Origin of the sequence: Streptomyces sp. NBC_00820 (genome assembly GCF_036347055.1) — a bacterium.
Taxonomy (GTDB): Bacteria; Actinomycetota; Actinomycetes; order Streptomycetales; family Streptomycetaceae; genus Streptomyces.
In genome coordinates this window covers 7,910,979-7,936,185 of record NZ_CP108882.1, presented here as the reverse complement: position 1 = coordinate 7,936,185, position 25,207 = coordinate 7,910,979, and the positions used below count along the sequence as shown (strand labels likewise).

The following is a 25,207-nucleotide window of genomic DNA, read 5'->3' as shown; positions in this document are numbered from 1 at the left end:
TGAGGGAGAACGGGGAGGGGGCCACGGCCCGGGGGGACGTCCACCCCGCGGGCCGTGGTCGTGTGTAAGACGGTCACGGCCACAGCGGCCGGGGTCCGTCGGTGAAGGCCGACGCCATTTGCCAGGCGTCGAACCGCTCCAGGGCCACGTCGCCGTCGGCACCGATACCGACGCCGACGGCCTCGTCAGGGCGGGTGGGGTAGATGCGGGCGGTCAGGGCACGCCCGTTGGCGAAGATCTCCAGTGCGGAGTGGTCGACGAGGACGCGCAGGTCGACCCGCCCGTCGGGGTCCAACGGCACTTCGCCGTACCGGGGTTCGGTGTCGACCGTCGGGTCGAGGCTGCTGCTCTCGCGGTGCAGTCGGAGCGTGCCCGCTCCGTCGTGCGACCGGCTCACCTCCACGACCGTGCGTTCCGCGCCGTCCGGTGTCTCGCGGACCACGAGCCGGGCGGTCGCTCCGGTGCCCAGGCGCAGGGTCGTCTCGATGTCCAGCTGCTCCCCGCGCACGGCGGGCAGCCGGCTGTACGGGTCGGCCAGCCGGCCTGGAGCCACCTCTACGCGCTCCCGCCGCAGCTCGGTCAGCTCCGGCACCGGGGCCTGGTGCAGGCCGCCGTCCGTGGCGAGCGTGACGACCCTCGGCAGGGACATCACACCGCACCAGCCGGCCTGCGCGTTCGCCTCGTCCGTCCGGCCCTCCTGGAGCCAGCCGAACATGATGCGGCGGCCGTGCTCGTCGCCGGTGGACTGGGGGGCGTAGAAGTAGCGGCCGCCGTAGTCGAGCCGGTGGAGGCCGGTCGGGGTGAAGGTGTCGCCCTGGTAGCGGCCGGTCCAGTACAGGGGGTGGTGGGTGGTGCCCTCATCCCAGGCGGAGAAGACCAGGACGTCGGCGCCGTCGATGCCGAAGAGGTCGACGCACTCCCACATCGTGCCCGTCCAGTCGAGCTCGCCCCGGTTCTGCGAGGCGTCGCCGGTCAGCAGGGGGCCGACGTAGCGCCAGCTGCGCAGGTCGTCGGATTCGTACAGGAAGGCCGTTCCGCCGGCGCCCCGGATGCCCGAGCCCACCAGCTGGCGCCACACCTGGCCCTCCTGCCAGACGCAGTGGTCGCGGAAGGCCGTGATGTCGGTGCCCTCGGGCGGGGCGGTGATGACCGGGTTGGCCGGGTCCTTGGTCCAGTACCGCAGGTCGGCCGATCCCCTGGCCACGCAGGGGAGTTCATGCTCGCCGTGCCTGCCGGAGTAGACGAGCGTGGGCACTCCCCCGTCGTCCACCAGGACACCGGACCAACAGCCGTCACGGTCCGGGCCGTCCGAGCCTGGCACCAGGGCGACTGGCTCATCGGCCCAATGCACGAGGTCGATACTGGTGGCGTGGCCCCAGTGGATGCGGTGGTGGGCGGCGGCGAGCGGGTTGTACTGGTAGAAGAGGTGGTAGACGCCGTTCCAGTGACTCAGCCCGTTGGGGTCGTTGAGCCAGCCGCCGGGCGAGGTGAAGTGGAAGCGGGGGCGGTGGGGGTCGCGCAGGGCGCGTTCGGCCAGCCCCTCGGCGGTGGGGGTGCCGGGGGGGAGGGTGAGGTCGTGGGTCATGCGGCGGTGGGCTCCGCTTTCTCGGTGTCGTCGGTGGCCTCGCCGTCCGGCCGGTCGGTGGCCTTGAGGACGCGGCGGGCGATATCGGAGGTGGGTGCGCGCAGGTGGCAGCGCACCCAGTGGGGTTGTCCGTCGTTCTCGCCGACGATGTGGCGGACGGGGTCGGTGCGGCTGCACGCGCCGTCGTCGCCGTAGGGGCAGGACGTGGGGTTGAGGATCGCCTCGCGGAGCCTGGCGCGCTCGACGGGGTCGTAGCTGCCGGCCCGTTCGGGGTCGGGTACGGCGGACAGCAGTAGGCGGGTGTAGGGGTGGGCGGGGGCGTCCATGACGGCCAGTGCGTCGCCGCCCTCAACGAGTTCGCCGGCGAACATGACCATCGTGGTGTCCGCGAGGTAGCGGGCGGAGCCCAGGTCGTGGGTGATGTAGAGCATGGCGATGTTCCGCTCGTCGCGCAGGCGCCGCATCAGGTTGAGCACGCCGACGCGCACGGAGACGTCCAGCATCGACGTCGGTTCGTCGGCCAGGATCAGGCGCGGCTCCACTGCCAGCGCACGGGCGATGGAGACGCGCTGACGCTGGCCGCCGGAGAGTTCGTGCGGGTAGGACTGGAGCATGTCCTCTGTCAGGCCGACCGTTGCCATCAGCTCGCACAGCGCCTCGCGGGTGGCGGGGCGGCCGTGCACGACGAGGGCCCGGGTGAGGAAGTGCTCGATGCGGTGGACCGGGTTGAGCGAGCCGAAGGGGTCCTGGAACACCATCTGGACCTTGCGGCGGTACGCACGTGACACCCGGCGCCGCTCGGTGCGCAGGACGTCCTCGCCGTCGAGCAGCACCTGTCCGGCCGAGGGCTGTTCGAGGCGGGCGAGGCAGCGGGCGATGGTGGACTTGCCGCTGCCGGACTCGCCGACCAGGGCGGTGATCCGGCCGGCCGGGAGATCGAAGGAGACGTCGTTGACGGCACGGACGCGGCGCCGGGAGAAGACGGTGCCGACCTGGAAGTCCTTGGTCAGACCGCGTACGGAGAGCAGGGGTTCGGTCGGTTCGGTCATCGGGAGGCTCCTTCCGGACTGGGGGCCACACTGCGGGCCACCCAGCGGCCGGGCGCGACCTCGCGCAGGTCGGGGATGGTCATGGAGCAGTCCGAGCGGTCCTCGGGACAGCGGACGTGGAAGCCACAGCTGTCGGCGGTGCGCGGGGCGTCGAACAGGCCGGTGAGTTCGCGGCGCGGGCCGGTAAGCGGCGGGAAGGCGTTCATCAGCGCCTCGGTGTACGGGTGGAGGGGCCCCGTGAACAGGTCCTTGGCGGCGGCGAGTTCCACGATCCGTCCGCCGTACATCACGCCCATGCGGTCCGACAGCTCGACCATCAGGGACATGTCGTGAGTGATGAAGAGGATGGAGAAGCCCAGCTCCCGCTGGAGGTCGCGGATCTGCGCCATGATCTCCTGCTGCACGACCACGTCGAGCGCGGTCGTCGGCTCGTCCATGATCAGCAGCCGGGGGCGGAGCGCGACGGCCATGGCGATGACCACGCGCTGACGCATACCGCCGGACAGCTGGTGCGGGTACGCCTTCAGCCGCCCCGGGTCGATGCCCACCAGCTCCAGGAGCTCTCCCGCCCGCTCCCTCGCGACCCGCTTCTTCAGCTTCTCGTGGGTGGTGAAGATGTCGACGGTCTGCTCGCCGATGGTCAGAACGGGGTTGAGGGAGTTCATCGCCGACTGGAAGACCATCGCGATCTCCCGCCATCGGAAGGCGCGCAGCTCACGTGCGTCCAGGGCGAGGACGTCCCGCCCCTGGAAGCGGATGCTGCCCGCGGTGATCTCCGCCGGGGGCTTCAGCAGCCGCATGACCGCGTTGGCGATGGTCGACTTGCCGCAGCCGGACTCTCCGGCGAGGCCGAAGATCTCTCCGGCGCCGATGGAGAAGGAGACCTCGTCGGCGCCGACCACGGTGCGTCCGTCGCCGCGGTATTCGACGCGCAGGCCGCTCAGTTCAAGTACGGGTTCCATGGCTCAGCCCCTCCTCTCGCGGCGGGCACGGCGGTTGCGCAGCCTCGGGTTGGTGATCTCGTCGACCGCATAGTTGACCAGCGCGAGCGCGAACGCGACGAGCGCGATGCACAGTCCGGAGGGGACGAAGGCCCACCAGGCGCCGGTCATCAACGCGCCGTCGTTGCTGGCCCAGTACAGGTTGGTACCCCAGCTGACGACGCTGCTGTCGCCGAGGCCGAGGAATTCCAGGCCAGCCTGGGCGCCGATGCCGAAGATCACGCAGCCGAGCAGCGTGGTCATCACCACGGACGCCATGTTGGGCAGGATCTCGCGGAACATGATCCGCAGCGGGCGCTCCCCGGTGACGACCGCGGCGGCCACGAAGTCCTTGCCCCGGATCGACTTGGCCTGCGCGCGCAGGACCCGGGCCGAGCCCGCCCAGCCGGTGACGACGAGAACCAGGATCACGGTGGAGGTCCCGGGCGGCAGGAACGCGGCCAGGATGATGAGCAGCGGCAGTCCGGGCAGCAGCAGGAAGATGTTGGTGACCAGGGTCAGCGCGTCGTCCACAATGCGGCCGAAGTAGGCGGCCGCGAGGCCGACGACGATGGCGACCGCGGTCGCCACCAGCCCCACGGTGAACCCGACGAAGAGCGAGCTGCGCGCGCCCCACAGGGTGAGGGCGAGCACGTCCTGTCCCTTGGCGGTCGTACCGAGCCAGTGTGCGGCCGAAGGGACCTGGCTGCCCGTGGAGTTGATGAGCGACGGTTCACCCGGGACGAGGACGGGAGCGAGCAGAGCAAGGAGAGCGAAGAGAGCGAGCAGCATCAGCCCGGTCATCGCCTTCTTGCTGTCGGTGAGCTGGCGTAGCAGTCCGCGCCGGCGGGATGAGCGCGCGGGGACTGTCGGCGTGGTGGCCGTTGCGATTTCGATGGCGGTCATGTCGGCAGCCCCCTTCAGCGGACGCGGACGCGCGGGTCGAGGCGGACGTAGACGAGGTCGACGAGGAAGTTCGCGATCAGTACCGCGGCCGTGATCGTCAGGAAGATGCCTTGCATCAGCGGGTAGTCCAGGCCCTGGACGGCCATCAGCAGCTGGTAGCCGATGCCGGGGTAGGCGAAGACGACCTCGGTGAGCAGGGCGCCGCCGACGACGAAGCCGAGTGCCATGCCGAAGTTGGTGACGGAGGGGAGCAGGGCGTTGCGGGCGGCGTAGCGGAACATGATCCGCGAGGGGCTGAGCCCCTTGGCCTCGGCCATGGTGATGTAGTCCTCGGCCGTCGTGGCGATCATGGTGTTGCGCATGCCGAGCATCCAGCCGCCGATGGAGACCAGCACGATGGTCAGTGCCGGCAGCACCAGGTGGGTGGCGACGTTGGAGAGGAATTCGCCGTTGAAGCCGGGGGTCAGGCCGACGTCGTAGGCGTGCCGCATCGGGAACCAGCCCAGGCTCACCCCGAACAGGTACAGCGCGCCCATCGCCAGCCAGAAGTACGGGAAGGAGCCGACGAAGATCAGCAGGGGCGGGAAGGCGGAGTCGAGGACGCCGCCGCGCCGCCAGGCGGCGACGATGCCGAGCAGGTTGCCGAGCACGGCGGCGATGACGAGCGCGACGCCACCGAGGAGCAGGGTCCAGCCGATCTGCGAGCCGATCACGTCGGTGACCGGGGTGGGGAAGCGGGTGATGGAGATGCCGAGGTCACCGGTGAAGACGCTCTTGACGTAGGAGACGTACTGCTCCCAGAGGGGGCGGTTGTCGAGGCCGAAGAGTTTGCGCAGCTGGGCTATCTGGTCGGGCTGCATGGTGCCCTGGGCCTGCGCGAACATCCGTGAGACCGGGTCGCCCGGCATGAAGCGCGGGAGAACGAAGTTCAGGGTGATGGAGGCCCAGAAGGCGAGCAGATAGAACCCCAGATTGCGCAGGATGAGACGCACGGGTCGTGCTCCTGTCGGTGGGGGTGCGGGAGGTCGGTGGCGGGGCGGCCGTCCGGGGAGGAGGACGGCCGTCGGTTCGCCGGGCGTCAGCCCTTGACGGGCTTCAGCGACGTGAGCACGAGGATCGTGCTGCCGTTGCGGTTGCCGAGGGTGGCGTACGGGTTCTTCTCGGTGGGCCAGCCGGTGAAGCGGGCGTCCGTGTACGCGCCCCACTCGGGGCCGGTGAACAGCGGGACGACGGGCGCGTCCTTGTTGTACAGCGCCTGCAGACCGTTCATCTGCTCGTGCTGCGCACTCTCGTCCGTGGCGGCGGCGAAGGCGTCGATGAGCTTGTCGGCCTTCTTGTCGCCGAAGCGGTGGTAGTTTTCCGTGGCCTGCTTGCCGACCGGCTGCACCATCTTGGTCGACATCACGCCGCGGAAGTACTCGTACGGCGTGGCGCCGTTGTTGCTCCACACGATGCCGGTGTCGAAGGTGCCGGTGTTGTACGAGGACGAGACCGCCGACCAGTCGGGCGTCTTCACGATGGCGGTGATGCCGACCTTCGCGAGGTTCTGCTTGATGATGTTGGCGACCGATATCCAGTCGGAGGAGGCGGAGCCGACGGAGATGTCGAGGGTGAAGTTCTTGCCGTTCTTCAGCTTGCGCTTGCCGCCGCTCTCCTTGTAGCCGGCCGCATCCAGGGCCTTGGCCGCCGCGTCGGTGTCGTACTTCGTCCAGGTGCAGGAGGCGGCCAGCGACGTGTCACGCCACTTGTCGTACGTGCGGGCCAGGCCCATACAGTCGGCGGGTTCGGCGTAGCCGTTCATCGCGACCTTGGTGATCTGGCCGCGGTCTACCGCCATGCTGAGCGCCTTGCGCACGGCCGGGTCGTCGAAGGGGGCCTTGGTGGTGTTCAGCTGCCAGTTGATCATGGCGCCGGTGGCCGGGAACCAGTAGTGGTTGTGCTTCTTGTCCTTGGCGACGAAGGACTTCTCGATGTCCGGGATGAACGACTGCGTCCAGTCCACCTCGCCGTTGGTGAAGGCGATGTTAGCGCTGTCGTTGCCGGAGAAGGCGAGCATCTGGATGCCGGCGATCTGCTGCTTCGCCGGCTGCCAGTAGTCGGGGTTCTTGCGCAGCTCGTACGACTGGCTCTGGAACTTCTCGATCTTGGTGTAAGGGCCGGTGCCGACCGGGTTCGGGTTGGTGAACTTCGCCGGGTCCTTCACCTTGGACCAGATGTGCTTCGGCAGGATGTAGTGGCCGCTGATCTCGAAGAAGGCAGTCGAGAACGCCTTGTTGAAGGAGAACTTCACCGTGTGGGCGTCGACCGCGGTGACCTTGTCCAGGTAGTCGAAGCCGCCCAGCACCTTCTTCTGGAGCTCGAAGGTGTAGACGACGTCGTCGGCGGTGAGAGCCTGGCCGTCCGACCACTTGACGCCGTCGCGCAACGTGAAGGTGAGGGACTTGCCATCCTTGGCCTGCTCCCACTTGGTGGCCAGCCACGGCGTGTCCTTGGCATCCGCCATGCTGTGCACCGCCAGCGGCTCGTAGACCGCCTGCAGGGTCATAGGGGCGGCCTGCGGGGAGAGCGGGTTGAAGTTGCGCGTGAACGTCGCCAGATCCTCGCGCGGGATGGTGAGCAGCTGGTTGCCGGAGGTGTCACCGGCGCCGGCAGTGCCCGAGCCACCCGTACAGGCGGACAGGACCAGGGCTGCGGCGGCGGTCGCGGTGACCGCTCTCAGGACGGCTCGGGGCCGCCGTGAAGGTATGCGGGAAGGTGCCATAATGGAGACTCTTTTCCTCTCTTCAACACACAGGGCGAAGACTGGGATGGGATTCCTCGGCGGGCTGATTAGCGGTCAGACCGACGAGCGTTCGAGCAGCGGGCAGTCGATCGTCACCCGGTGGGTGTCGAGCGGCTGCCCGGCTGCGAGAGCGGCGAGCATGTCAATGCCCTTGGTGCCCATGGCCTCGAAGGGCAGGGCGAGCGTCGTCAGCTTCGGCCGCAGATAGGCGGCGATGAGTTCCTGGTTGTCGAACCCCACCACGGCCACGTCGTGCGGGATGCGCAGTCCACGTTCCTTGATCGCGTCGTACGCGCCCATCGCCATCCGGTCGTTTCCGCAGAACAGCGCGGTCGGCCGGTCGCCGGCCGGGCGGTCCAGCAGTTCGCAGGCGGCGGTATAGGCGCTGTCGGCGGTCGCCCAGCCGGGGACGACGAGGGACGTGTCGGGGGTGATCCCGGCCTCGCGCAGGGCACGTTCGTACCCTTCGCGCCTGCCGATGGCGGCCGGGATCGCCGGGTCGAGGTTGATGAACCCGATGCGGGTGTGACCGGAATCCAGGAGCCGGCGGGTCGCCTTGTATCCGCCCGACACCTCGTCGGGCAGGATGCACGGCAGCTCACCGTCCACGTCGTAGCAGTTGACGAGCACCGTCGGCACCTCCCGGGCGGCCTTGGGGAGCGTGACGGCGCGGTGCCAGGTCGTGGCGTACAGCAGCCCTTCCACCCGGTGCTCCAGCATCTGGTCGAGCGCGGCGGCCTCCTGGGCGGGATCGCCCTCGCTCGCGGCGATCAGCAGGAACCTCCGGTCACCCCAGGCGCGGCTCTGCGCGCCCGTGATCACCTCCCCCGCGAACGGGCCGGTCACGATCTCGGTGATCAGCCCGAACCACCCGCTGCGGTTCGCGGCCAGCGCCCGCGCCCCGGCGTTGGGCCGGTAGCCGAGCTCGTCGATCGCCTCCAGGATCCGCCGACGGGTCTCGTCAGGGATGGAGGCACCGGGCTTGTCGTTCAGGACGAAGGAGACCGTGGTCCGCGAGACACCCGCATGGCGGGCCACATCGCTCATGGTCACGCGATGCGTCCTGTTCGTGGCCACTTCCAGTCCCTTTCGGCTAGCCGGAGACGAGACACCGCCTCCAGTTTCGCGCTTTAATAACGCGCGTTACTTCCTTGTGGCAGGGAAGTTACGTCCGTCTTGAGCGGCATGTCAATACCTGCGCAATGGGCTGCATCAGGCCACCGTCCCGGTGCCCTTCGCTACCCGCGCTCTTCCTGAGAGAGGCAGACAGTCACCATGGCCCGACCCCAGGCCCCCGTCAGTGTCACCGTCCTCGGCGAGTGCGTCGCCGACGCCTTCACCGACCCCGCCCGGTCCAGCTCCGATGAACTCGCACTGCGGGCCCTGCCCGGTGGCGGCCCCGCCAACACCGCCGTCGCTCTCGCCCGGCTCGGCACCCCCACCCGCTTCCTCGGCCGGTTCTCCCACGACGTCTTCGGCACCCTCTTCCGTGCCCGCCTCAGCGCCTCCGGCGTCGATCTGACCGGCAGCGTGACCGCTCCCGAGCCCAGCACCCTCGCCGTCGCCGACCTCGACGACTCCGGCCAGGCCACCTACACCTTCTACGCCGACAGCGCCGCCGACTGGCAGTGGACCACCGACGAACTCGCCGCCACCCAGCAGGACGACGCGGCCTGCCTGCACACGGGCTCCCTGGCACTCATACGCCAACCCGGCGGCACCCGCATCGAGGACCACCTCGCCCAGGCACGCGAGCACGTCACCGTGTCCATCGACCCCAACGTCCGCCCCCTGCTCGTACCCCCCGCCGCCTACCGCGAACGGCTCCCCCACTGGTGCGCCCTCGCCGACATCCTTCGCCTCAGCGAGGACGACCTCGCGCTGCTCCTGCCGGGTGCTGGCGCCGAGGAGGCGTGCGACACCTGGCACGCCGCCGGCGCGCGCCTCGTCGTCATCACCTTGGGCGGACGGGGCGCCCTCGCCTCCCTCGACGGTCTCCGCGTCACCGTCGCGGCCCCGGCCATCGACGTCGTCGACACCGTCGGCGCCGGGGACTCCTTCACCGCGGGCCTGCTCCACCGGCTCGCCGCCCTCGGCCACCTCGGCGGCCGACTCGACGCACTGAGCCTCGAAGACCTGACCGACGCCTGCTCCTTCGCCGCTCGCGTCGCCGCCCTGACCTGCTCAGTCCCCGGCGCGAACCCGCCTCTGGCGGATGCAGTGGGGCTGAAAGCCGGGGTGGATGGGCTCCTGCCCCATGCCTGAACGCGGCATGCCCGTTCCCGCAGCCATGACTGCGGGAACGGGGGCGCCGAATCCAAACTCCCGGCACCCCGTACGCGCTGTTGCCGCGGCGTCGCCGGTGTTGCGAGGCCGGAGCGCCGGGGAGCCGAGCGGTGCTTGAGATGAGGCGCGGCTATCGGTGAGGTCGGCGAGGAGCGCGGTGATGACGGGGCCCGCAGCGGCCATGGCGACCGAGTCGGAGGCGAGCAACCACCGGACCGGGAAAGGACTTACGTCGCCTATCTGCCCGGACATGCCATGCGGATCGCCGTCCTCTGCCCAGGCTAGGAAAGCGCCACCATCCTGAGACAAAAGCACCCGTCCGCCGCGTGAGACGGTCCGGAGAACAACTGGTCAGCGCGATGCTCTCTGCCGCAAGTCGCAAGAACCTACAACAACGAACCCAGTCGTCGTCTCAAGGAAGCGAGGCGACTGGCCTCCCGTCTCATTCAACACAGTCGCCCCAGGTCGGGGTCTGCTCGACTCGCTTTCCAGTCAACGGCCACTGGGTGTGGCGAAAGCCCTGTTGGGCGTGGCGTGCGCGGTGTGGGACAGGATCAGACTCATGGATCCTGCTGTGACGGCTGCTCTCATTACCGCCCCTGTAGCTATCACCGCGGCTGGTGCTGCCTTCGCTGTCGGGCTAGTGCAATCGACGAGGCAGGCGGCCTGGCTCCGCCCAACGGCGCGGTCGCCGCGCACGTCACCGCCCCCGCGCTGACGTTCCCCCAGGCGCTACCCGCAGTCCTGGAGCATCGGCGCACCACGACCGACACGAACGCTCGAGCGTCACTTGAGCGTCAAGAATGCTCGCCGATGCCCGGTACTGTCACCGATGCCGTTCTTGCTGTGCGGTGAACTCGCAGGTCAGACCGCCTCCGCAGCTACGCCGACCGCGCGACCCGTTGCTTGCCCGGAAACAGGTCGGGCAAGCCGACAACATGCGAAGAACCGCAGGTCAGAGGCCCTTCTGAGCCGGCTCAAGAATCGCCACGCACTCCACGTGCGACGTCATCGGAAAGATGTCGGCCTGAGCAGATGCTGCGAAATACCAGGTCAGAGCGCTGTGTCGGCTCTCTGTCTCCCTCTCCACGTGCGCAGAGCGTCAAACGAGCGTCATGACGACCGGCTCGTCACTACCCCGGTGACCGGACGGCTGCCACGACGCGGCCACCGCGCCCGTGATCAGCCTGCTTCGGTCAAGGCCGCGTGCGCGGCGGCGAGGATCTCCCCGGAGAGCGGGGAGCCCTTGGTGGCCCGGGACAGGACCAGCGCACCGAACAGGGTGCAGAGGCGGACGATGCCGTCCTGGTCGTCACCGCCGAGGAAGTCGGCGAAGTCGGCCACCCCCTCGGTGTAGACACGGCGGGCCTCTCGACCCCCGCCTTCGCGTGCGATGTCCGTGGCGAGCGCGGCGACCGGGCAGCCGTCCGCCGGGTCGTCGCGGTGTTCGACGGAGAGGTAGGCGTCGATCAGCGCTCGCTGGGCGGCGTCGCGCCGCCCTTCGTACTGCGCGAGCCCGGCGGTGTGACCCCGGGCGAGCTCGTCGAAGGCGTGAGCGGTGGCCTCGTCGACGAGCGCTTCCTTGGAAGCGAACTGCTTATAGAAGGCGCCGTGGGTCAGGCCGGCCGCCTTCATCAGGTCGGCGACGCTCACCTGAGTGCCCTGCTCCCGGAACAGCCGCGAGGCGGTGTCCACCACCCGCCTGCGGTTCTCCTCCGCCTGCGCCTGCGATACGCGGCCCATGATCACCCTCCCATTTGGATGTCGACTGGCATCTATCGTAGACCCGTGTTTAGATTGGTTGCGTAATCTAAATCGGGCGGGTGACCCGACGGCACCCGCCGTAGACCAGGAGTGGGCATGGAACTGAAGAACGCGGTCGCGGTCGTCACCGGCGCCAACCGGGGCCTCGGGCGGCACCTGGCCGCCCAGCTCGTGGAGCGCGGCGCGAAGGTGTATGCGGCGGCCCGCCGCCCCGAGACCGTCGATGTGCCGGGCTCCGTCCCGCTGCGCCTCGACGTGACGGACGAGGCATCGATACGGGAGGCCGCCCGCATCGCGTCGGATGCGACCCTACTGATCAACAACGCGGGCATCTCCACCGGCGCGACGCTGATCGGAGGCGACACCGATGAGGTGCGTCGGGAGATGGAGACCAACTTCTACGGCCCGCTCGCCGCGACCCGCGCCTTCGCCCCTGTCATCGAGGGCAACGGCGGCGGCGCCGTGCTCAACGTCCTGTCCGCCCTGTCCTGGTTCCACCCGGCAGGACTCGGCTCCTACGCCGCGTCCAAGGCCGCCGCTTGGGCGCTGAGCGACGCGACCCGTGAGGAGCTGGCACCGCGCGGGATCACCGTCTCGGCGCTGCACGTCGGCTACATGGACACCGACATGGCCGCCGGCGTGCCCGCCGACCAGAAGGTCGCCGCCGCCGACGTCGCGGCCCAGGCCCTGTACGGCATCGAGACGGGCCTGCCCGAGATCCTCGCCGACGAGACAAGCCGGTACGTCAAGCAGAGCCTGGCCGCGGCACCCCAGCCGAACGCAGGCTGACGCTCACCCCTCCACCCCGACGCGACCGCCTTTCCGCCTTCAAGCAAGGACATCTCATGCGTTACACAACCTTCGGACACCGGACCGGACTGCGCGTGTCCGAGTACGCGCTCGGCACCGCGAACTTCGGCACCGGCTGGGGCGCAGGTGCCGAGCCGGACGAGGCACGCCGGATCTTCGACCGGTTCGCCGAGGCCGGCGGCACCTTCCTCGACAGCGCGGACGGCTACCAGTTCGGCGAGTCTGAAGAGCTGACCGGAAAGCTGATCTCCGCCGACCGCGAGCACTTCGTGCTGGCCACCAAGTTCTCCCTCGGGGCCGCGCCGCAGCCGGACATCTCCAGGACCGGCAACAGCCGCAAAAACATGGTCGCCTCGGTCGAGGCCAGCCTGAAGCGCCTGGGCACCGACTACATCGACCTGCTGTGGGTGCACTTCCCCGACGAGCTCACTCCGATGGACGAACTCCTGCGCGGACTCGACGGCCTGGTGAGCGCCGGCAAGATCCACCACGCCGCACTGTCCAACTTCCCGGCCTGGCGCGTCTCGCGCGCGGTAACCCTCGCGGACCTGAAGAACTGGGCCCCGATCGTGGGCATCCAGCACGAGTACAGCCTCGTCGAGCGCACCGCCGACCGCGAACTGCTACCCATGGCCGAGAGCCTCGGGCTCGGCGCCGCCCTGTGGTCCCCGCTCGGCGGCGGACTGCTCACCGGCAAGTACCGCAGCTCCGCCGAGGGGCGCCTGAGCGACCTGGGCATGGTCATCCACACCGAGAGCACCGACCAGAAGACCGCCGTCGTCGACACCGTCCTGGCGATCGCCGAGGAGACCGGCGTGACGCCCGCCCAGGTGGCAGTGGCCTGGGTGCGCGAGCGCGCCGCCCGCTCCGTTGCCACGCTCGTCCCGATCATCGGCCCGCGCAGTCTCTCCCAGCTCGACAGCTACCTCGGCGCCCTCGACGTCCAGCTGACCGACGCGCAGTACAGCCGCCTGGCCGAGGTCAGCGCGGTGCCGCTCGGCATGCCCCACGAAGGGATCGCCGCCACCTTGGACCGCCTCCAAGGAGGCGCCGCCGACCGCGTCACCGCCCCGGTCGTGCCGGTGGCCTGATGGGTGAACGCGGCTGAGGACGAGGTGCGCCCGCGCCGGAGCCAGGAGAGCAACACAGATGTCTCGTACTGGGAGAAGCCCGGGGCGAGCGGAGACCCCGGCCTTTCACGGACGGGAAACGGAACGGAGACAACCATGAAGGCTTTCATGGTCGAGAAGTACGGCGACCAGGCCGGGATGCGCGCCGCCGAAGCACCCGACCCCCAGGTAGGTGCCGACGACGTCCTGGTCAAGATCCACGCGGCGGGCGTGAACCCGCTGGACATCAGGATCCGCAACGGGGACTTCAAGGCGTTCATGCCATACCGCCTCCCGCTCATTCTGGGCAACGACCTCGCAGGGACGGTCGTCCGGGTCGGCCCGTCCGTCACCCGCTTCGCGGTGGGCGACGAGGTCTACGCCCGGCCCGACAAGGACCGCATCGGTACCTTCGCCGAACTCGTCGCCGTCCACCAGGACGACCTGGCGCCCAAACCGGCCACCCTCACCATGACCGAGGCCGCCTCCCTCCCCCTGGTCGCCCTCACCGCATGGCAGGCACTGGTCGAGCGGGCACACGTGCAACCGGGTCAGAAGATCCTCGTCCACGCGGGCGCCGGCGGCCTCGGCTCCATCGCCGTCCAGCTGGCCAAGGCGCTGGGCGCGCACGTGGCCACCACCGTGAGCACCGCCAAGGTCGACCTGGCCAAGGACCTCGGCGCGGACGTCGTCATCGACTACCGCACCCAGGACTTCGAAGAGGTCCTCGACGGCTACGACGTCGTCCTCGACAGCCTCGGCGGCGAGAACCTCGCCAAATCCCTGCGCGTTCTCAAGCCCGGCGGCATGGCCATCAGCGTCGCGGGCCCGCCCGACCCCGCCTTCGCCCGCGAACTGGGTGCGAACCCGATCCTCCGCCTGGCCATGACCGCCCTCAGCTTCAGAACCCGGCACAACGCCAGGCGCCACGGTGTGACGTACTCGTTCCTGTTCATGAAGGCCAGCGGCGACCAACTGCGTGAACTGACCCCCCTCATCGACACCGGGAAGATCCGCCCCGTCGTCGACCGCGTCTTCCCGTTCGAAGAAACCCTCCAGGCCATGGAATATGTCGAGAGGGGACGGGCAAAGGCCGGCAAAGTCGTCGTCGCGATGACGTAAGGGTGAAAACGAGTCCCAGGCGCCAGTCACCTCCGACAGCAATAAGACCCCGCACGCCCCACTCTTCCGCCGCACCACCTCAGGACCCGGCCATGAGCACACCGTCCAGTTCACCCGCCCCGACGTCGTACAGGAACACGCCGAACCGCTCCGTGTCCGTGCGTGGCATGACCTTCGCCTACCGGCGGCTCGGCCCGGACGGCGGCGTGCCCCTGATCCTCCTCAACCACCTGTCCGCAGTCCTGGACAACTGGGATCCCCGCGTCGTCGACGGACTGGCCGCCCGACGCCCCGTGATCACCTTCGACAACCGCGGCGTCGGCGCGTCCGGCGGTTCCACACCCGACACGATCGAGGCGATGGCTCGCGACACCGTGCTGTTCATCCGGGCCCTCGGGTACGACAGGGTCGACCTGCTCGGCCTGTCGATGGGCGGCTTCATCGCCCAGGTCATCGCGGCAGAAGAACCCGATCTTGTACGCAAGCTCATCCTCGCGGGCACGGGACCCGCCGGAGGCCCCGGCATCGACAAGGTCACAAGCCTCACCATCAAGGACACCGTCAAGGCCGTCCTGACCCGCAAGGATCCCAAGCAGTACCTCTTCTTCACCGACACCGCCGGTGGCCGCCGGGCGGCCCACGCCTTCCTGGACCGGCTGAAGGAACGCACGAACGACCGCGACAAAGCCATCTCGCTCTCATCATTCCGCGCCCAGCTGAAGGCCATCCACCACTGGGGCCGCCAGGCACCGGCCGATCTGTCACGCATCCACCAACCGGTCCTGGTGGCCAACGGCGAGAGCGATCGCATGGTCCCCAGCGTCAACACCGTCGACCTGGCGGCCCGGCTGCCCCAAGGCGAACTCGAACCCCTCTACCCCGACGCCGGACACGGAGGGATCTTCCAGCACTACGACAGATTCGTCCCGCGGGCGCTCGAATTCCTGGAACGGTAGCCAGCCGCCGGACAGGTCCATGGCCCCTGCCCCGCACTCAGCGAGACCGGCACCAGGAAATCCGTCCTCACACATCGCCACCACTCTGGGAGTCCGCCGACTGCGGCTCGCCTGCTGACCACAGCCGGACAGCTCGTCACCACCGGCCATCGGTGAATCCTCCGCCTCGCCGGCACTGGCAAACTTCGAGGCCGACGCGCTGCTCGACGGGTCAAGCCCGACAAGTCGATTGACCCACGCCAGCTGATCCAGGACGACCACCTTACGCGCCGTCAGAAACAGCGTCGAACGAGCGTCAAGACATTTCCCGAACCCGTCCCTGGCGGCTTGAGACAGAGCGTTCTCGACCCACGCCCCACTACGAAGCCGCCGAGTTCCATCAGCCCGTCTAGGTCCTGTCTGGAGTCCGGATTACGAGTTCGGTAGATCGCCTGCGCGATGAGGTTGGTTCTTGATAAGCCGTCAGCCATGGCGCGAGGCGATCTCACCGACATCCAGTGGGCACTGATCGAGCCCCATCTCCCGATCGCTGCGGTCGGTCCCATCCCTGATCTGCGTAAACACTTCAACGCGGTGATGTGGCGGTTCCGGACGGGTAGCCCCTGGCGTGACCTGCCGGATGAGTTCGGGCCCTGGCAGAGCGCGTATGACCGCTTCCGGATATGGGCGACGCAGGGGGTCTTCCAACGCCTGATGGAGGCGCTGATCGCCGAGGCTGCCGCGCGTGGCCAGGTGGACCTGGGCCTGGTCAGCGTGGACTCGGCGACAGCCCGGGCTCACCATCACGCCGCCGGGATGGCCCTGGACCCCGACCAGCTGGCCGCCCTGGAAGCGGCCTTCGAGTCCGAAAAGGGGGTGCCGCGGAGGGACAAGAGCCGCAGGACGGTCAGGCAGAGGATGACCCGAGCGCCGCGCGGCGAAGCCTCCGCCGGCGGCACCGGACCCGCCTGAAGGCCGCTGAACTGGGGCGTTCCCGGGGCGGGCTGACCAGCAAGATCCATCTTGCGGCCGACCGGCGCTGCCGCCCGCTAGCGTTCGTCCTCACGCCCGGACAGGCCGGCGACAGCCCGCAGTTCGTTCCGGTCCTGGAGCGAGTGAAGGTGCACGGGCCGATCGGGCGTCCCCGGACCCGGCCGGACGCGGTGGCCGGCGACAAGGCGTACTCCTCCCGCCGTAACCGCCGCTACCTGCGGCGACGCGGGATCCGCGCGGTGATACCGGAGAAGGTGGACCAGGCCGCCAACCGCAAGAAGCGCGGCTCAAAGGGAGGTCGACCGGTCGGCCACGACGCGCAGCTGTACAAGGAGCGCAACACCGTGGAGCGGTGCATCAACCGGCCGCGGAACTGGCGCGGCATCGCGTTCCGCTTCGACAAGACCCCGGAAAGCTACGGGGCCGGACTACATCTGTGCGGGGCGATGCTCTGGCTCCGCAGCATCGCACCGCAGTGATGATCCGGACTCCAGACAGGACTTAGGAACGCTCAGCTCCGCCATGAGCGTGCTCCGCGCTCCGACCCCTCGAAGGAGAAGCCGCTGGGGCTCTTTCGACCGGCCGGGGCTGCCGTGGTCGGCTTCGCGGGCGCCGGATGTGCCGTGTCCTCCCGGGACGGCGCTGCGCAATAAACATCCACAGCGTCTTCTCCTTCTGCGGCGTCCGCCAGCTACTCACGTTGGAGCTGGGGCGGGTGTTGCTCGCCATGATGCCCGTTGAAATGGCTGCGGGACGCTGTGTTCAAAGGCGCGACCTGGTCGGCGCGAGGGGCAGCCGTGCCTTGACCTCGAACCCCCCGCCCGGAGTCGGCTCGGCGTTGAAATCTCCGCCGAGCAGTTGACAGCGCTCGCGCATGCCCAGGACCCCGCGGCCGGGCTTGTCCCGCATGCCTGTGCCCATGCCGTTGCCGGACGGCCGACGCACGGGGGCGTCATGGGAACCGGCGCGGCCCTGGTCGGTGACGCGGATCTCCAGATGATCGAGCCCTGGGCTCACCGCGATCGTCACCCGAGTCGGGCCGGTGTGCCGAATGATGTTGGTGATCGACTCCTGAAGAATCCGGTAGGCGGCACTGTCCACCGCGCTCGGCAACGGTGCTGCGGGCGAGTCCACTTCGAGCGTGACGTCCAGTCCGGCGGCGCGTGCCTCGGCGGTGAGGTCGTCGATCTGTTCCAGGCTGGCGTGCGGCACGGGGTCGTCGTTGTCGCCACGGAGAACGCCGAGGATGGCTCGCATCTCCTGCAGCGTCCGGGAACTTGTCTGCTCGATGGTCTGCAACGCTTCGCGTGCCTGTTCCGGTCGCTTGTCGAGCACGTGGGCGGTGACCCCGGACTGTACGTTGATGATCGCTATGGCGTGAGCGACGGTGTCGTGGACCTCGCGCGCAATCCGGAGCCGTTCGGCATCGACCCGCGCGCGTGCTTCTTCCTCGCGGGTCCGTTCCGCCAGCTCCGCACGCTCTTGAGCGTCGGCCGCGATGACCCGCCGGGACCGGACGGACTCGCCGAGAGTCGTGCTCATGACCGTCACACCGATGCGGAAGAACACCCAGCCGATGGCCTCGCGCGGCTCCACGTCGGCGGATGCGAACAGCCACCCGGTGGCCAGGACCGTGGTGCCCACGCCGGCGATCGCCAATGACCGGCGCCCGTCACCGTAGGCGGCGACGGTGTACAGGGCGATCATGAGTCCGAGCCAGCCGTAGCCGTCCGGGAACTCGAGGGCGTAATACACCAAGCTGGCGGCTGCGGCGGTGACGAACACCAGAACGGGCCACACGCGGCGGACGGCCACGACCAGGCCACCCACCACCAGCAGCGCGTATCCGAGGTATCCGAAGTCGGCGAGCGAACGCTGTTCTGTCGCCCTGGCGGCGGCGAGGGCGACCGTTCCTTGCACCTGCATCACGGTGACGAAGAGCGCGAGCAGCACGTCTTGGGTCAGCACCCGCTGAAAAAACCACCCGGGGCGGAGTTTCATACCGTGATCCTACTGTTCGGGTCCACGGACAACGCTCCGCTCACACGCGCGACTTGCTACGTCGCCAGGCGCAGCGGGGCACCGCGGGTTACGCCCGATTGCGTAGACATCACCATCCGTCGTCAGAGGCGGGGCCGCCTTGCGGACGGGACGATCGCCGTTGTGACCGATCAACCTCCCCCATATCGAGAAACGAGCCATGCCGCAAGGCTCGACCACTGAGGAGCAGATGATGACAACCGAGTCTCCACGTACGGATGGAACTCTGGCGGGACTGGGTCGCTTCTGTTTCCGCCGCCGCCGCCTGGTCCTCCTGACCTGGCTCGTCGGTGTGATCGTCGTGGCGTTCGTCGGCTTCAACTTCGGCGCCGCCTCCGACGACGACTTCTCCGGCGGTGACTCCGGGTCGGCCAGGGCGCAGGAGCTGATTGAGAAGCACTTTCCCGAACGGTCAGGGGACACGCTGACCCTCGCGATCAAGGCTGACAAGGGAATTGACGATCCTGCCGCCCGGCAGAAGATCGAGAAGGTCATCGCCGACATCTCCGACTCGTCCGTCACCGGACCGGTGGTCTCGCCGTATCAGGACGAGAGCCTGGTGACGAGGGATCGCCGTATCGCCCGTATGACCATCCCGCTGACCGACAAGGAGGTGGAGAAGAGCGAGGTCAAGCCCTTGGTGGACGTGGTCAAGGACGCCTCCGACGACAGCGTCACCCTCGGACTCGGCGGGTACATGGCAGAAAAGGCCGAGACCCCGCCACAGGGTCCTGCCGAAAGTGTGGGCATCCTGGCGGCGGCGGTGATCTTGTTCATCGCCTTCGGGTCGCTGGTGGCGATGGGCCTGCCGATCGTGACCGCCGTGCTGGCACTCACGGCCGGCCTCGCGTTGATCAAGCTGGTGGGGCACGTGGTCCCCGCGCCGGACTTCACTGTGATCTTCGGCGCGATGATCGGGCTCGGTGTGGGCATCGACTACGCCCTGTTCATCGTGACCCGCTACAAGGACGGCCTGCGAGACGGCGATGACCCCGAGACCGCAACCGTCACGGCCATCACCACCGCCGGTCGCGCGGTACTGTTCGCCGGCCTGACCGTCGTGATCGCGTTGCTGGGTCTGATCGTCATGGGACAGCGGCTGATGACCGGGGTGGCCATCGCCACGTCCATCGCGGTGCTGGTGACGATGATCGCCGCGGTGACCCTGCTGCCGGCGTTCCTGGGGTTCATCGGCTACAAGATCAACTCGCTGCGCCTGCCTCGTCGTGCGTCGCGCCGGAACCAGCCGGTCGATGCCCAGTCCCAGCGTCGTACCCCCGCCGAGCGTTGGGCCGGCGTGGTGCAGCGCAGGCCGTTGATCTCTGCGATCCTCGCCGGCGGGTTCCTGCTGGTGCTGGCCGCCCCCATGCTGGACATGCGGCTGAGCCAGCCCGATGCCAGTGTCCAGCCCCGTGACCGGAGCAGCTACGTCTCCTACAAGATCCTCTCCGAGGGCTTCGGTCCGGGCTTCGGAGCACCCCTGATCTTTGCCACTGAGGTCCACTCCGCGGACGCCGATCTGAGTCCTGTTGTCGCAGCGGTCAGCAAGACCGAGGGCATCGCCCGGGCCACGCCGCCCCAGGTCAGCGAGGACGGGAAGGCCGCCACCTTCACGGCCTTCCCCACGACCGGATTCCAGGACGAAGCGACCGCGGACCTGGTGCACAGGCTCCGCGACGATGTGCTGCCCGAGAGGCCCGGTGGTGAATCGGTCCTCATCGGCGGACCGAACGCCAGCACCATCGATGTCTCCGAGGAATCCGCCGAACGTCTGCCGCTGATGATCGGGGTCGTCATCGCGCTGTCCATGGTGCTGATGCTCGCGTTGGTCCGGTCGGCCACGATCGCCCTGCAGGCCGCGGTGATGAACGCGCTCTCGATCGGTGCCGCCTTTGGTGTGGTGGTCGCGATCGTGCAGTGGGGATGGCTCGGCACGGCCTTCGGTTTCCCCACCCCGATGCCGGTCACGAGCTGGGTGCCGATGACGATGTTCCCGGTCCTCTTCGGCCTGTCGATGGACTACCAGGTATTCCTGATCGCACGGATCCGTGAGGAGTACGAGCGAACCGGCGACACCCGGGCGTCTGTCACCCACGGTCTGGCACGGACCGCCAGGGTCATCACGGCCGCGGCCGCCATCATGATCGCCGTCTTCATGACCTCCGTACTCGGGCCCGACATTGGGGTCAAGCAGGGGGCTGTGGGCATGGCCATCGCCGTGCTCATCGACGCCACCGTCGTGCGGATGGTCCTGATGCCCGCGGTGATGGAACTGTTCGGCAAGGCCAACTGGTGGATGCCCGGACGCCGGGCACCGAAGACGGTCTCGGCACCCCCGGCCGAGGTCGAGGGAAGGGTCGAGGTCTGACCCTCCTTCGGCCTGGATCCACCGTGAAGGTGGATCCAGGCCGACCCACCTGCGCTTGGTACAAGATGAACATCTTCGGGCTGCTCGACGACGCCCAGGCCAATGCGCAGCCGGACCAGTGCGGGTTCGATCTCCTGGGCCCCGGCCCCCTGTTCGGCGAGGATTCCACCCGCTGTCGGGTCAGGATCCGTGGGTTCACCTGTCGAAGCTCTTCTGCATCGCTGTCGGCGGCATGAAGATGCCATGGGTCTTCATGCGCTTCTACGCGGCGACCAGCGCACGGCATGCCGTCGAGCCCATCGAGGCGTGAGACGGGCGTTTTCTGTGATGCTGCTGGACGACCGGGGTGCGCGATGCCGCCGGCCGCCTGACGGGACTGCCGCCGCGACGGTGCGGGATCACGGCTAAGGGCTGACGAGCCCTGTCCGATAGGCGATGACGACCAGTTGTGCGCGGTCCCGCGCACCCAGTTTCACCATCGCGTGGCTGACATGGGTACGCGCGGTGGCCGGGCTCATGCACAGCTCAGTGCCGATCTCGTCGTTGCTCAGGCCCTGTCCCACCAGAGCCAGCACTTCACGTTCGCGCTGGGTCAGGACCGCCAGCCGGTCCTCGCCGGCCTGCGTGGCGACCCGTTGCGCGGTGAACTGGGCGATCAGGCGTCGGGTGATCCGCGGGGCGAGCAACGCGTCTCCGGCGGCGACGACCCGGATGGCATGGAGGAGTTCGGCCGGTCCCGCGTCCTTGAGCATGAAACCGCTTGCGCCGGCCTGCAGTGCTTCGAAGACGTACGCATCGGTCTCGTAGGTGGTGAGGATCAGGACCCGGACATGCCCAAGCCCATGCGTCTTGACGATCTGACGGGTTGCCTGGATCCCGTCGAGCTTCGGCATGCGGATGTCCATGAGCACAACGTCGGGGCGGGTCGTACGGACCCGCTCGACGGCCTCGGCACCGTCGGTGGCCTCCCCTACCACCTCGATGTCGTCCTCGACGTCGATCAGAACCTTGAACCCGGATCGCACGAGCCGCTCGTCATCGGCAAGCAGAACCTTGATCGGAGCGTTGCCGAGCGAGGATGTGCCTGTGCCTGCCGCGTTCATAGCCGCGCCCTTCCGGTCGGCGCCAGGGATCGCGTGCTTGCCAACGATCTGGCTCTGCGTTGCATGCCCAGGAGCATACTGCCGGGGCGCGTGACGCCGAATGCTCGTCCGCCCGTGATCCTCTACGGCGAAGAGCGCGATCAGAGGCCAACTCCGTACGCAGATCTGCGTACGCACAGCCATCCGCCATCGGAGGACGTTCCGGATCGTCGACGCGACGATTTCTTCGTGAACCGGCCGACGGAAACAAGCACGTTCGTGACCACACCAACCCGAGGGGCGCTCTTCGATGCGTAAAACCATCGCCGGACTGGCGGCAGTGCTCGTGCTCGCGATCGCGGTGCAGTTCTTCCTGGCCGGCAGCGGAGCGTTCGACAACGCGCCCATCGACGAGGCATTCCGGCCGCACCGGGCGCTGGGCTACATGATCGTCCTCCTTGCGATCGTGACGACGCTGACCGCCGCGCTGGCCCGCATGCCCGGCCGGCTCGTCGGCATGACCGGTCTGCTCGCCGGGCTGGGGATCGCTCAGCCGTTGATCGCGACCATCGCCAAGGCATGCGGTGACACAGACGACTCCACGACCGCGGGTCGACTCGTCTTCGGCCTGCACGGGGTCAACGCGCTGATCATGATGGCTGTGGCCGTCAGGATCCACCGCGAGGCGCGAGAGCTGCCGAACCCCTCGGGATCCGCCGCGCCGGCCGCCGATGACGGCGCTCGAGCTGCCGGGCACGCCCCGGGATCCGCTCAGTGACTACGGCCCAGTTGATTCTCCTGGACCATGCCGTTGCCCTGCTGGGCGTCGTGTCGTGGTTCGGGGCCGGCATCGCGGCGGTCCTCCGGCGCCACCAGCTCGGATTCGGGCTGCTCGTCGCAGCTGTCCTGGTCACGCTCGCCCGGGTCGCCACCGTGTCGGTCCTGGCCGGCCGTGGCTGGTGGTTCGTAGCGGAAAAGGTGCTGCTGGGGCTACCGCTGCTCGGCGTTGCCGGGGTGGCCGCGGTGCTCATCGCCGGGCCTCGGCTGTGGGTGGCGAGAACGGCGGCCGGCGAGGACCTGCCGGCAAGCTGCGTCGTCTCGCTGTTCACCGCCGCCTACGCGGCCCTGGCCGGCCTCCTGGTGACCTTCCTCGCTGGGTACCCCCTCACCTGGTCGACTGCGTTGATCACGGTCTCGCTGGTGTCAGCCGGCTCCGCGCTCACCGCACGTGTCGTGGCACGAGAGACACAGGACGAGGGGTCGCGCGTGGGGACGGATCGTCATGCCGCCTTCACCCGGCGGCGATTCGTCAACGCCGCCGTCGGAGCGGGTGTCGTGGGCGCGGGGGGCACCGGCGTCGCCCTGCTGTTGCGACCCATCGGCTCCGCCGTCACCGGAGGCGGCCCGGCTCATTCGTCCAGCTCCCATCACGCAATGTCGGTGGCAGATCTGCGTGGCTTCGCGAGTCCGTCTGCCGGCGGTGTCAGGCGCCGGTACGTGCTCACCGCGAAGAACGCCACCGCGCGACTGGCGTCCGGACGTGAGATCGACGCGTGGACGTACAACGGCCAGGTACCGGGCCCGGCGATCACCGCCACCGAGGGCGATCTGATCGAGGTGACGCTGCGCAACAGCGACATCGAGGACGGGGTCACCCTGCATTGGCACGGCTACGACGTGCCGTGCGGCGAGGACGGTGTGCCGGGCCTGACACAGCGTCCGGTGACACCGGGTGAGGAGTTCGTCTACCGATTCCGCGCCGACCAGGTGGGCACCTACTGGTACCACACCCACGAGGCATCGGATCCCGGCGTGCGCAAGGGACTGTACGGGACGCTCGTCGTCACACCACGAGACGGACAGCCGGCGGGTGTAGGCTCTGGCGGCCGTCAGCAGCTCGATCTCACGCTGCCCGTGCACACGTTCGCCGGCACCGTGGTCGTGGGGGATCAGGACGGGCGCACCGCACCCACCGCGGCACCCGGTACGGAGGTACGGCTGCGACTGATCAACACCGATTCGGATCCGCACCGGCTCGCGCTGGCCGGGACCCGGTTCCGGGTCGCGGCCGTCGACGGCCGCGACCTCAACCATCCCGAGCAGGTCCGTGACGTGAGCCTGCGGCTGCCCGCCGGCGGGCGCTACGACCTGATGTTCGTCATGCCGGACACGGCCGTCGCGCTGGTGCTCGACAACGACCGCGACACCGGGGTGTTGCTGCGCCCGGACGACGACGCCGAACGCGAGCCGCGGATCGAGGACACCTCCGACTGGCCGGAGCTCGACCTCCTGCGGTACGGAACACCTGCTCGCGCCCCGTTCGATCCGGACACCGCCGACCGGGACTTCACCCTCGTCCTGGACCGCGCGGCCGCCATGGTCGACGGTCGGCCGGCCTACGCGCAGGCGGTCAACGGGCTGGGGCACCCATCGATCCCGGACCTGATGGTCGCCGAAGGCGATGTCGTCCGGTTCAGGGTCGTCAACCGAAGCCTGGAGACTCACCCCTGGCATCTGCACGGCCATCCCGTGCTGATCCTGTCCAGGGACGGGACGGTCTCATCCGGCAGTCCCCTGTGGGTGGACACGTTCGAGGTGCGGGCGGGAGAGGTCTGGGAGGTGGCATTCAAAGCCGACAACCCCGGGATCTGGATGAATCACTGCCACAACCTGCCCCACGCCGAGCAGGGAATGATGCTGCGCGTCTCCTACGACGGAGTCACCACGCCCTTCGGAGACGCACACGCCAGTCACGGGTAGGATTCAGCGGCCCGAAGCGGCGGCACCGTGACCGGTGCCGCCGGCGGTGTCACCGTGGGCGGAGCCGCGCAATGGTGTGCGGTCCCGCCGTCCCGACGCGAGCACGGCGACGATTGGGAGGATGAGCACCACCGGCATCGAGGGCGTGCCGGCGACGAAGTTCGACCGTCGAAGCCAGCGTCATTTGAGCGTCAAGAACGTTCGCGAGACAGTCACCCCGACGCCCTTCGACTACCGCCCTCACTCCGGAAATGCAGGTCACAGCGCCCCGGACCGCCCGACCTGTTGTACTCAGGGAAACAGGTCGAGAAACGACCCTGAGACAGGAAACCGCAGGTCAGGCGTCCTTCTTCACCGGCTCCAGGATGGCGACGCACTCCACGGGATGCGTCATCGAAAGGATGTCATCCCGAGTCGAACCGGGGGAAACACCAGGTCAGAGGCATTCTGCGGGTCGTGCATCCACTGTGTCAGGCGCTCAGAGCGTCAAACGGGCGTCATGGCCGACGGCCTATCTCGCCTCGCCGAGTTGGTACACCCGGCGGTGCGCGCCTCTGCTGCTCGTGACCGGCCACTCCCGGCGGAACGCCGACACCGGCGCCGACCTCACCGACGCCTCCGCACCGTCGCGGACGG

Annotated in this window: 18 protein-coding genes and 1 pseudogene; 9 read left to right on the top strand and 10 right to left on the bottom strand. The window is 68.7% G+C overall.

Annotated elements, in window-relative coordinates; genetic code table 11:
* Positions 1 to 73 precede the first annotated feature (73 nt).
* The 7 genes from OIB37_RS35505 to OIB37_RS35475 form a co-directional block, all read right to left on the bottom strand.
* On the bottom strand, positions 74 to 1,585 hold the full coding sequence (locus OIB37_RS35505) for a glycoside hydrolase family 32 protein (protein ID WP_330461697.1): 1,512 nt from the start codon (positions 1,583 to 1,585) through the stop codon (positions 74 to 76).
* Complete coding sequence (locus tag OIB37_RS35500; protein ID WP_330461696.1) at positions 1,582 to 2,634, bottom strand: ATP-binding cassette domain-containing protein; 1,053 nt, start codon at positions 2,632 to 2,634, stop codon at positions 1,582 to 1,584. Before OIB37_RS35500 ends, OIB37_RS35505 begins: the two co-directional genes overlap by 4 nt.
* On the bottom strand, positions 2,631 to 3,596 hold the full coding sequence (locus OIB37_RS35495) for an ABC transporter ATP-binding protein (protein ID WP_330461695.1): 966 nt from the start codon (positions 3,594 to 3,596) through the stop codon (positions 2,631 to 2,633). Before OIB37_RS35495 ends, OIB37_RS35500 begins: the two co-directional genes overlap by 4 nt.
* 3 nt (positions 3,597 to 3,599) lie before the next feature.
* Positions 3,600 to 4,520, bottom strand: coding sequence for an ABC transporter permease (locus OIB37_RS35490; RefSeq protein WP_330461694.1), 921 nt, complete (start codon positions 4,518 to 4,520; stop codon positions 3,600 to 3,602).
* A 14-nt stretch (positions 4,521 to 4,534) separates the two neighbouring features.
* On the bottom strand, positions 4,535 to 5,512 hold the full coding sequence (locus tag OIB37_RS35485) for an ABC transporter permease (protein ID WP_267006452.1): 978 nt from the start codon (positions 5,510 to 5,512) through the stop codon (positions 4,535 to 4,537).
* Between the two features lie 86 nt (positions 5,513 to 5,598).
* On the bottom strand, positions 5,599 to 7,281 hold the full coding sequence (locus tag OIB37_RS35480; RefSeq protein ID WP_330461693.1) for an ABC transporter substrate-binding protein: 1,683 nt from the start codon (positions 7,279 to 7,281) through the stop codon (positions 5,599 to 5,601).
* A gap of 75 nt (positions 7,282 to 7,356) precedes the next feature.
* Complete coding sequence (locus tag OIB37_RS35475; RefSeq protein WP_330462088.1) at positions 7,357 to 8,349, bottom strand: LacI family DNA-binding transcriptional regulator; 993 nt, start codon at positions 8,347 to 8,349, stop codon at positions 7,357 to 7,359.
* Between the two features lie 228 nt (positions 8,350 to 8,577).
* Between OIB37_RS35475 and OIB37_RS35470 the strand changes: the two genes are divergently transcribed.
* A complete protein-coding gene (locus OIB37_RS35470) occupies positions 8,578 to 9,567 on the top strand; it encodes a carbohydrate kinase family protein (protein WP_330461692.1) in 990 nt (329 codons plus the stop codon).
* A 1,203-nt stretch (positions 9,568 to 10,770) separates the two neighbouring features.
* On the opposite strand, the gene OIB37_RS35465 is transcribed toward OIB37_RS35470, so the two are convergent.
* On the bottom strand, positions 10,771 to 11,331 hold the full coding sequence (locus tag OIB37_RS35465) for a TetR/AcrR family transcriptional regulator (RefSeq protein WP_330461691.1): 561 nt from the start codon (positions 11,329 to 11,331) through the stop codon (positions 10,771 to 10,773).
* 117 nt (positions 11,332 to 11,448) lie between these two features.
* Here OIB37_RS35465 and OIB37_RS35460 point away from each other — a divergent pair, with 117 nt between their 5' ends.
* The 5 genes and pseudogenes from OIB37_RS35460 to OIB37_RS35440 all read left to right on the top strand — a co-directional run bounded on the left by OIB37_RS35460 (position 11,449) and on the right by OIB37_RS35440 (position 16,800).
* Positions 11,449 to 12,141: an SDR family oxidoreductase gene (locus tag OIB37_RS35460; RefSeq protein ID WP_330461690.1), complete on the top strand. Its 693-nt coding sequence runs from the start codon at positions 11,449 to 11,451 to the stop codon at positions 12,139 to 12,141.
* 56 nt (positions 12,142 to 12,197) lie between these two features.
* Positions 12,198 to 13,253 carry an aldo/keto reductase gene (locus tag OIB37_RS35455; protein WP_330461689.1) on the top strand — a complete coding sequence of 352 codons (1,056 nt, stop codon included), beginning with the start codon at positions 12,198 to 12,200 and terminating at the stop codon, positions 13,251 to 13,253.
* A 135-nt stretch (positions 13,254 to 13,388) separates the two neighbouring features.
* Positions 13,389 to 14,393: an NADP-dependent oxidoreductase gene (locus OIB37_RS35450; protein ID WP_330461688.1), complete on the top strand. Its 1,005-nt coding sequence runs from the start codon at positions 13,389 to 13,391 to the stop codon at positions 14,391 to 14,393.
* Between the two features lie 167 nt (positions 14,394 to 14,560).
* Complete coding sequence (locus OIB37_RS35445; protein WP_330461687.1) at positions 14,561 to 15,349, top strand: alpha/beta fold hydrolase; 789 nt, start codon at positions 14,561 to 14,563, stop codon at positions 15,347 to 15,349.
* A 468-nt stretch (positions 15,350 to 15,817) separates the two neighbouring features.
* Positions 15,818 to 16,800: pseudogene (locus OIB37_RS35440) on the top strand (IS5 family transposase).
* Between the two features lie 283 nt (positions 16,801 to 17,083).
* On the opposite strand, the gene OIB37_RS35435 reads toward OIB37_RS35440, so the two are convergent.
* Positions 17,084 to 18,322, bottom strand: coding sequence for a sensor histidine kinase (locus tag OIB37_RS35435; protein ID WP_330461686.1), 1,239 nt, complete (start codon positions 18,320 to 18,322; stop codon positions 17,084 to 17,086).
* A gap of 232 nt (positions 18,323 to 18,554) precedes the next feature.
* On the opposite strand from OIB37_RS35435, the gene OIB37_RS35430 reads away from it, so the two are divergent.
* On the top strand, positions 18,555 to 20,729 hold the full coding sequence (locus OIB37_RS35430; RefSeq protein ID WP_330461685.1) for an MMPL family transporter: 2,175 nt from the start codon (positions 18,555 to 18,557) through the stop codon (positions 20,727 to 20,729).
* A 404-nt stretch (positions 20,730 to 21,133) separates the two neighbouring features.
* On the opposite strand, the gene OIB37_RS35425 is transcribed toward OIB37_RS35430, so the two are convergent.
* The gene (locus OIB37_RS35425; protein WP_330461684.1) at positions 21,134 to 21,832 is read right to left on the bottom strand and encodes a response regulator transcription factor; all 699 of its coding nucleotides are present in this window, start codon (positions 21,830 to 21,832) and stop codon (positions 21,134 to 21,136) included.
* 289 nt (positions 21,833 to 22,121) lie between these two features.
* On the opposite strand from OIB37_RS35425, the gene OIB37_RS35420 reads away from it, so the two are divergent.
* Both OIB37_RS35420 and OIB37_RS35415 read left to right on the top strand, forming a co-directional pair.
* Entirely contained in the window at positions 22,122 to 22,589 is a 468-nt protein-coding gene (locus OIB37_RS35420) for a DUF6220 domain-containing protein (protein ID WP_330461683.1), read from the top strand.
* Positions 22,586 to 24,571, top strand: a complete 1,986-nt coding sequence (locus tag OIB37_RS35415) for a multicopper oxidase family protein (protein WP_330461682.1) — start codon at positions 22,586 to 22,588, stop codon at positions 24,569 to 24,571. Before OIB37_RS35420 ends, OIB37_RS35415 begins: the two co-directional genes overlap by 4 nt.
* Positions 24,572 to 25,207 lie beyond the last annotated feature (636 nt).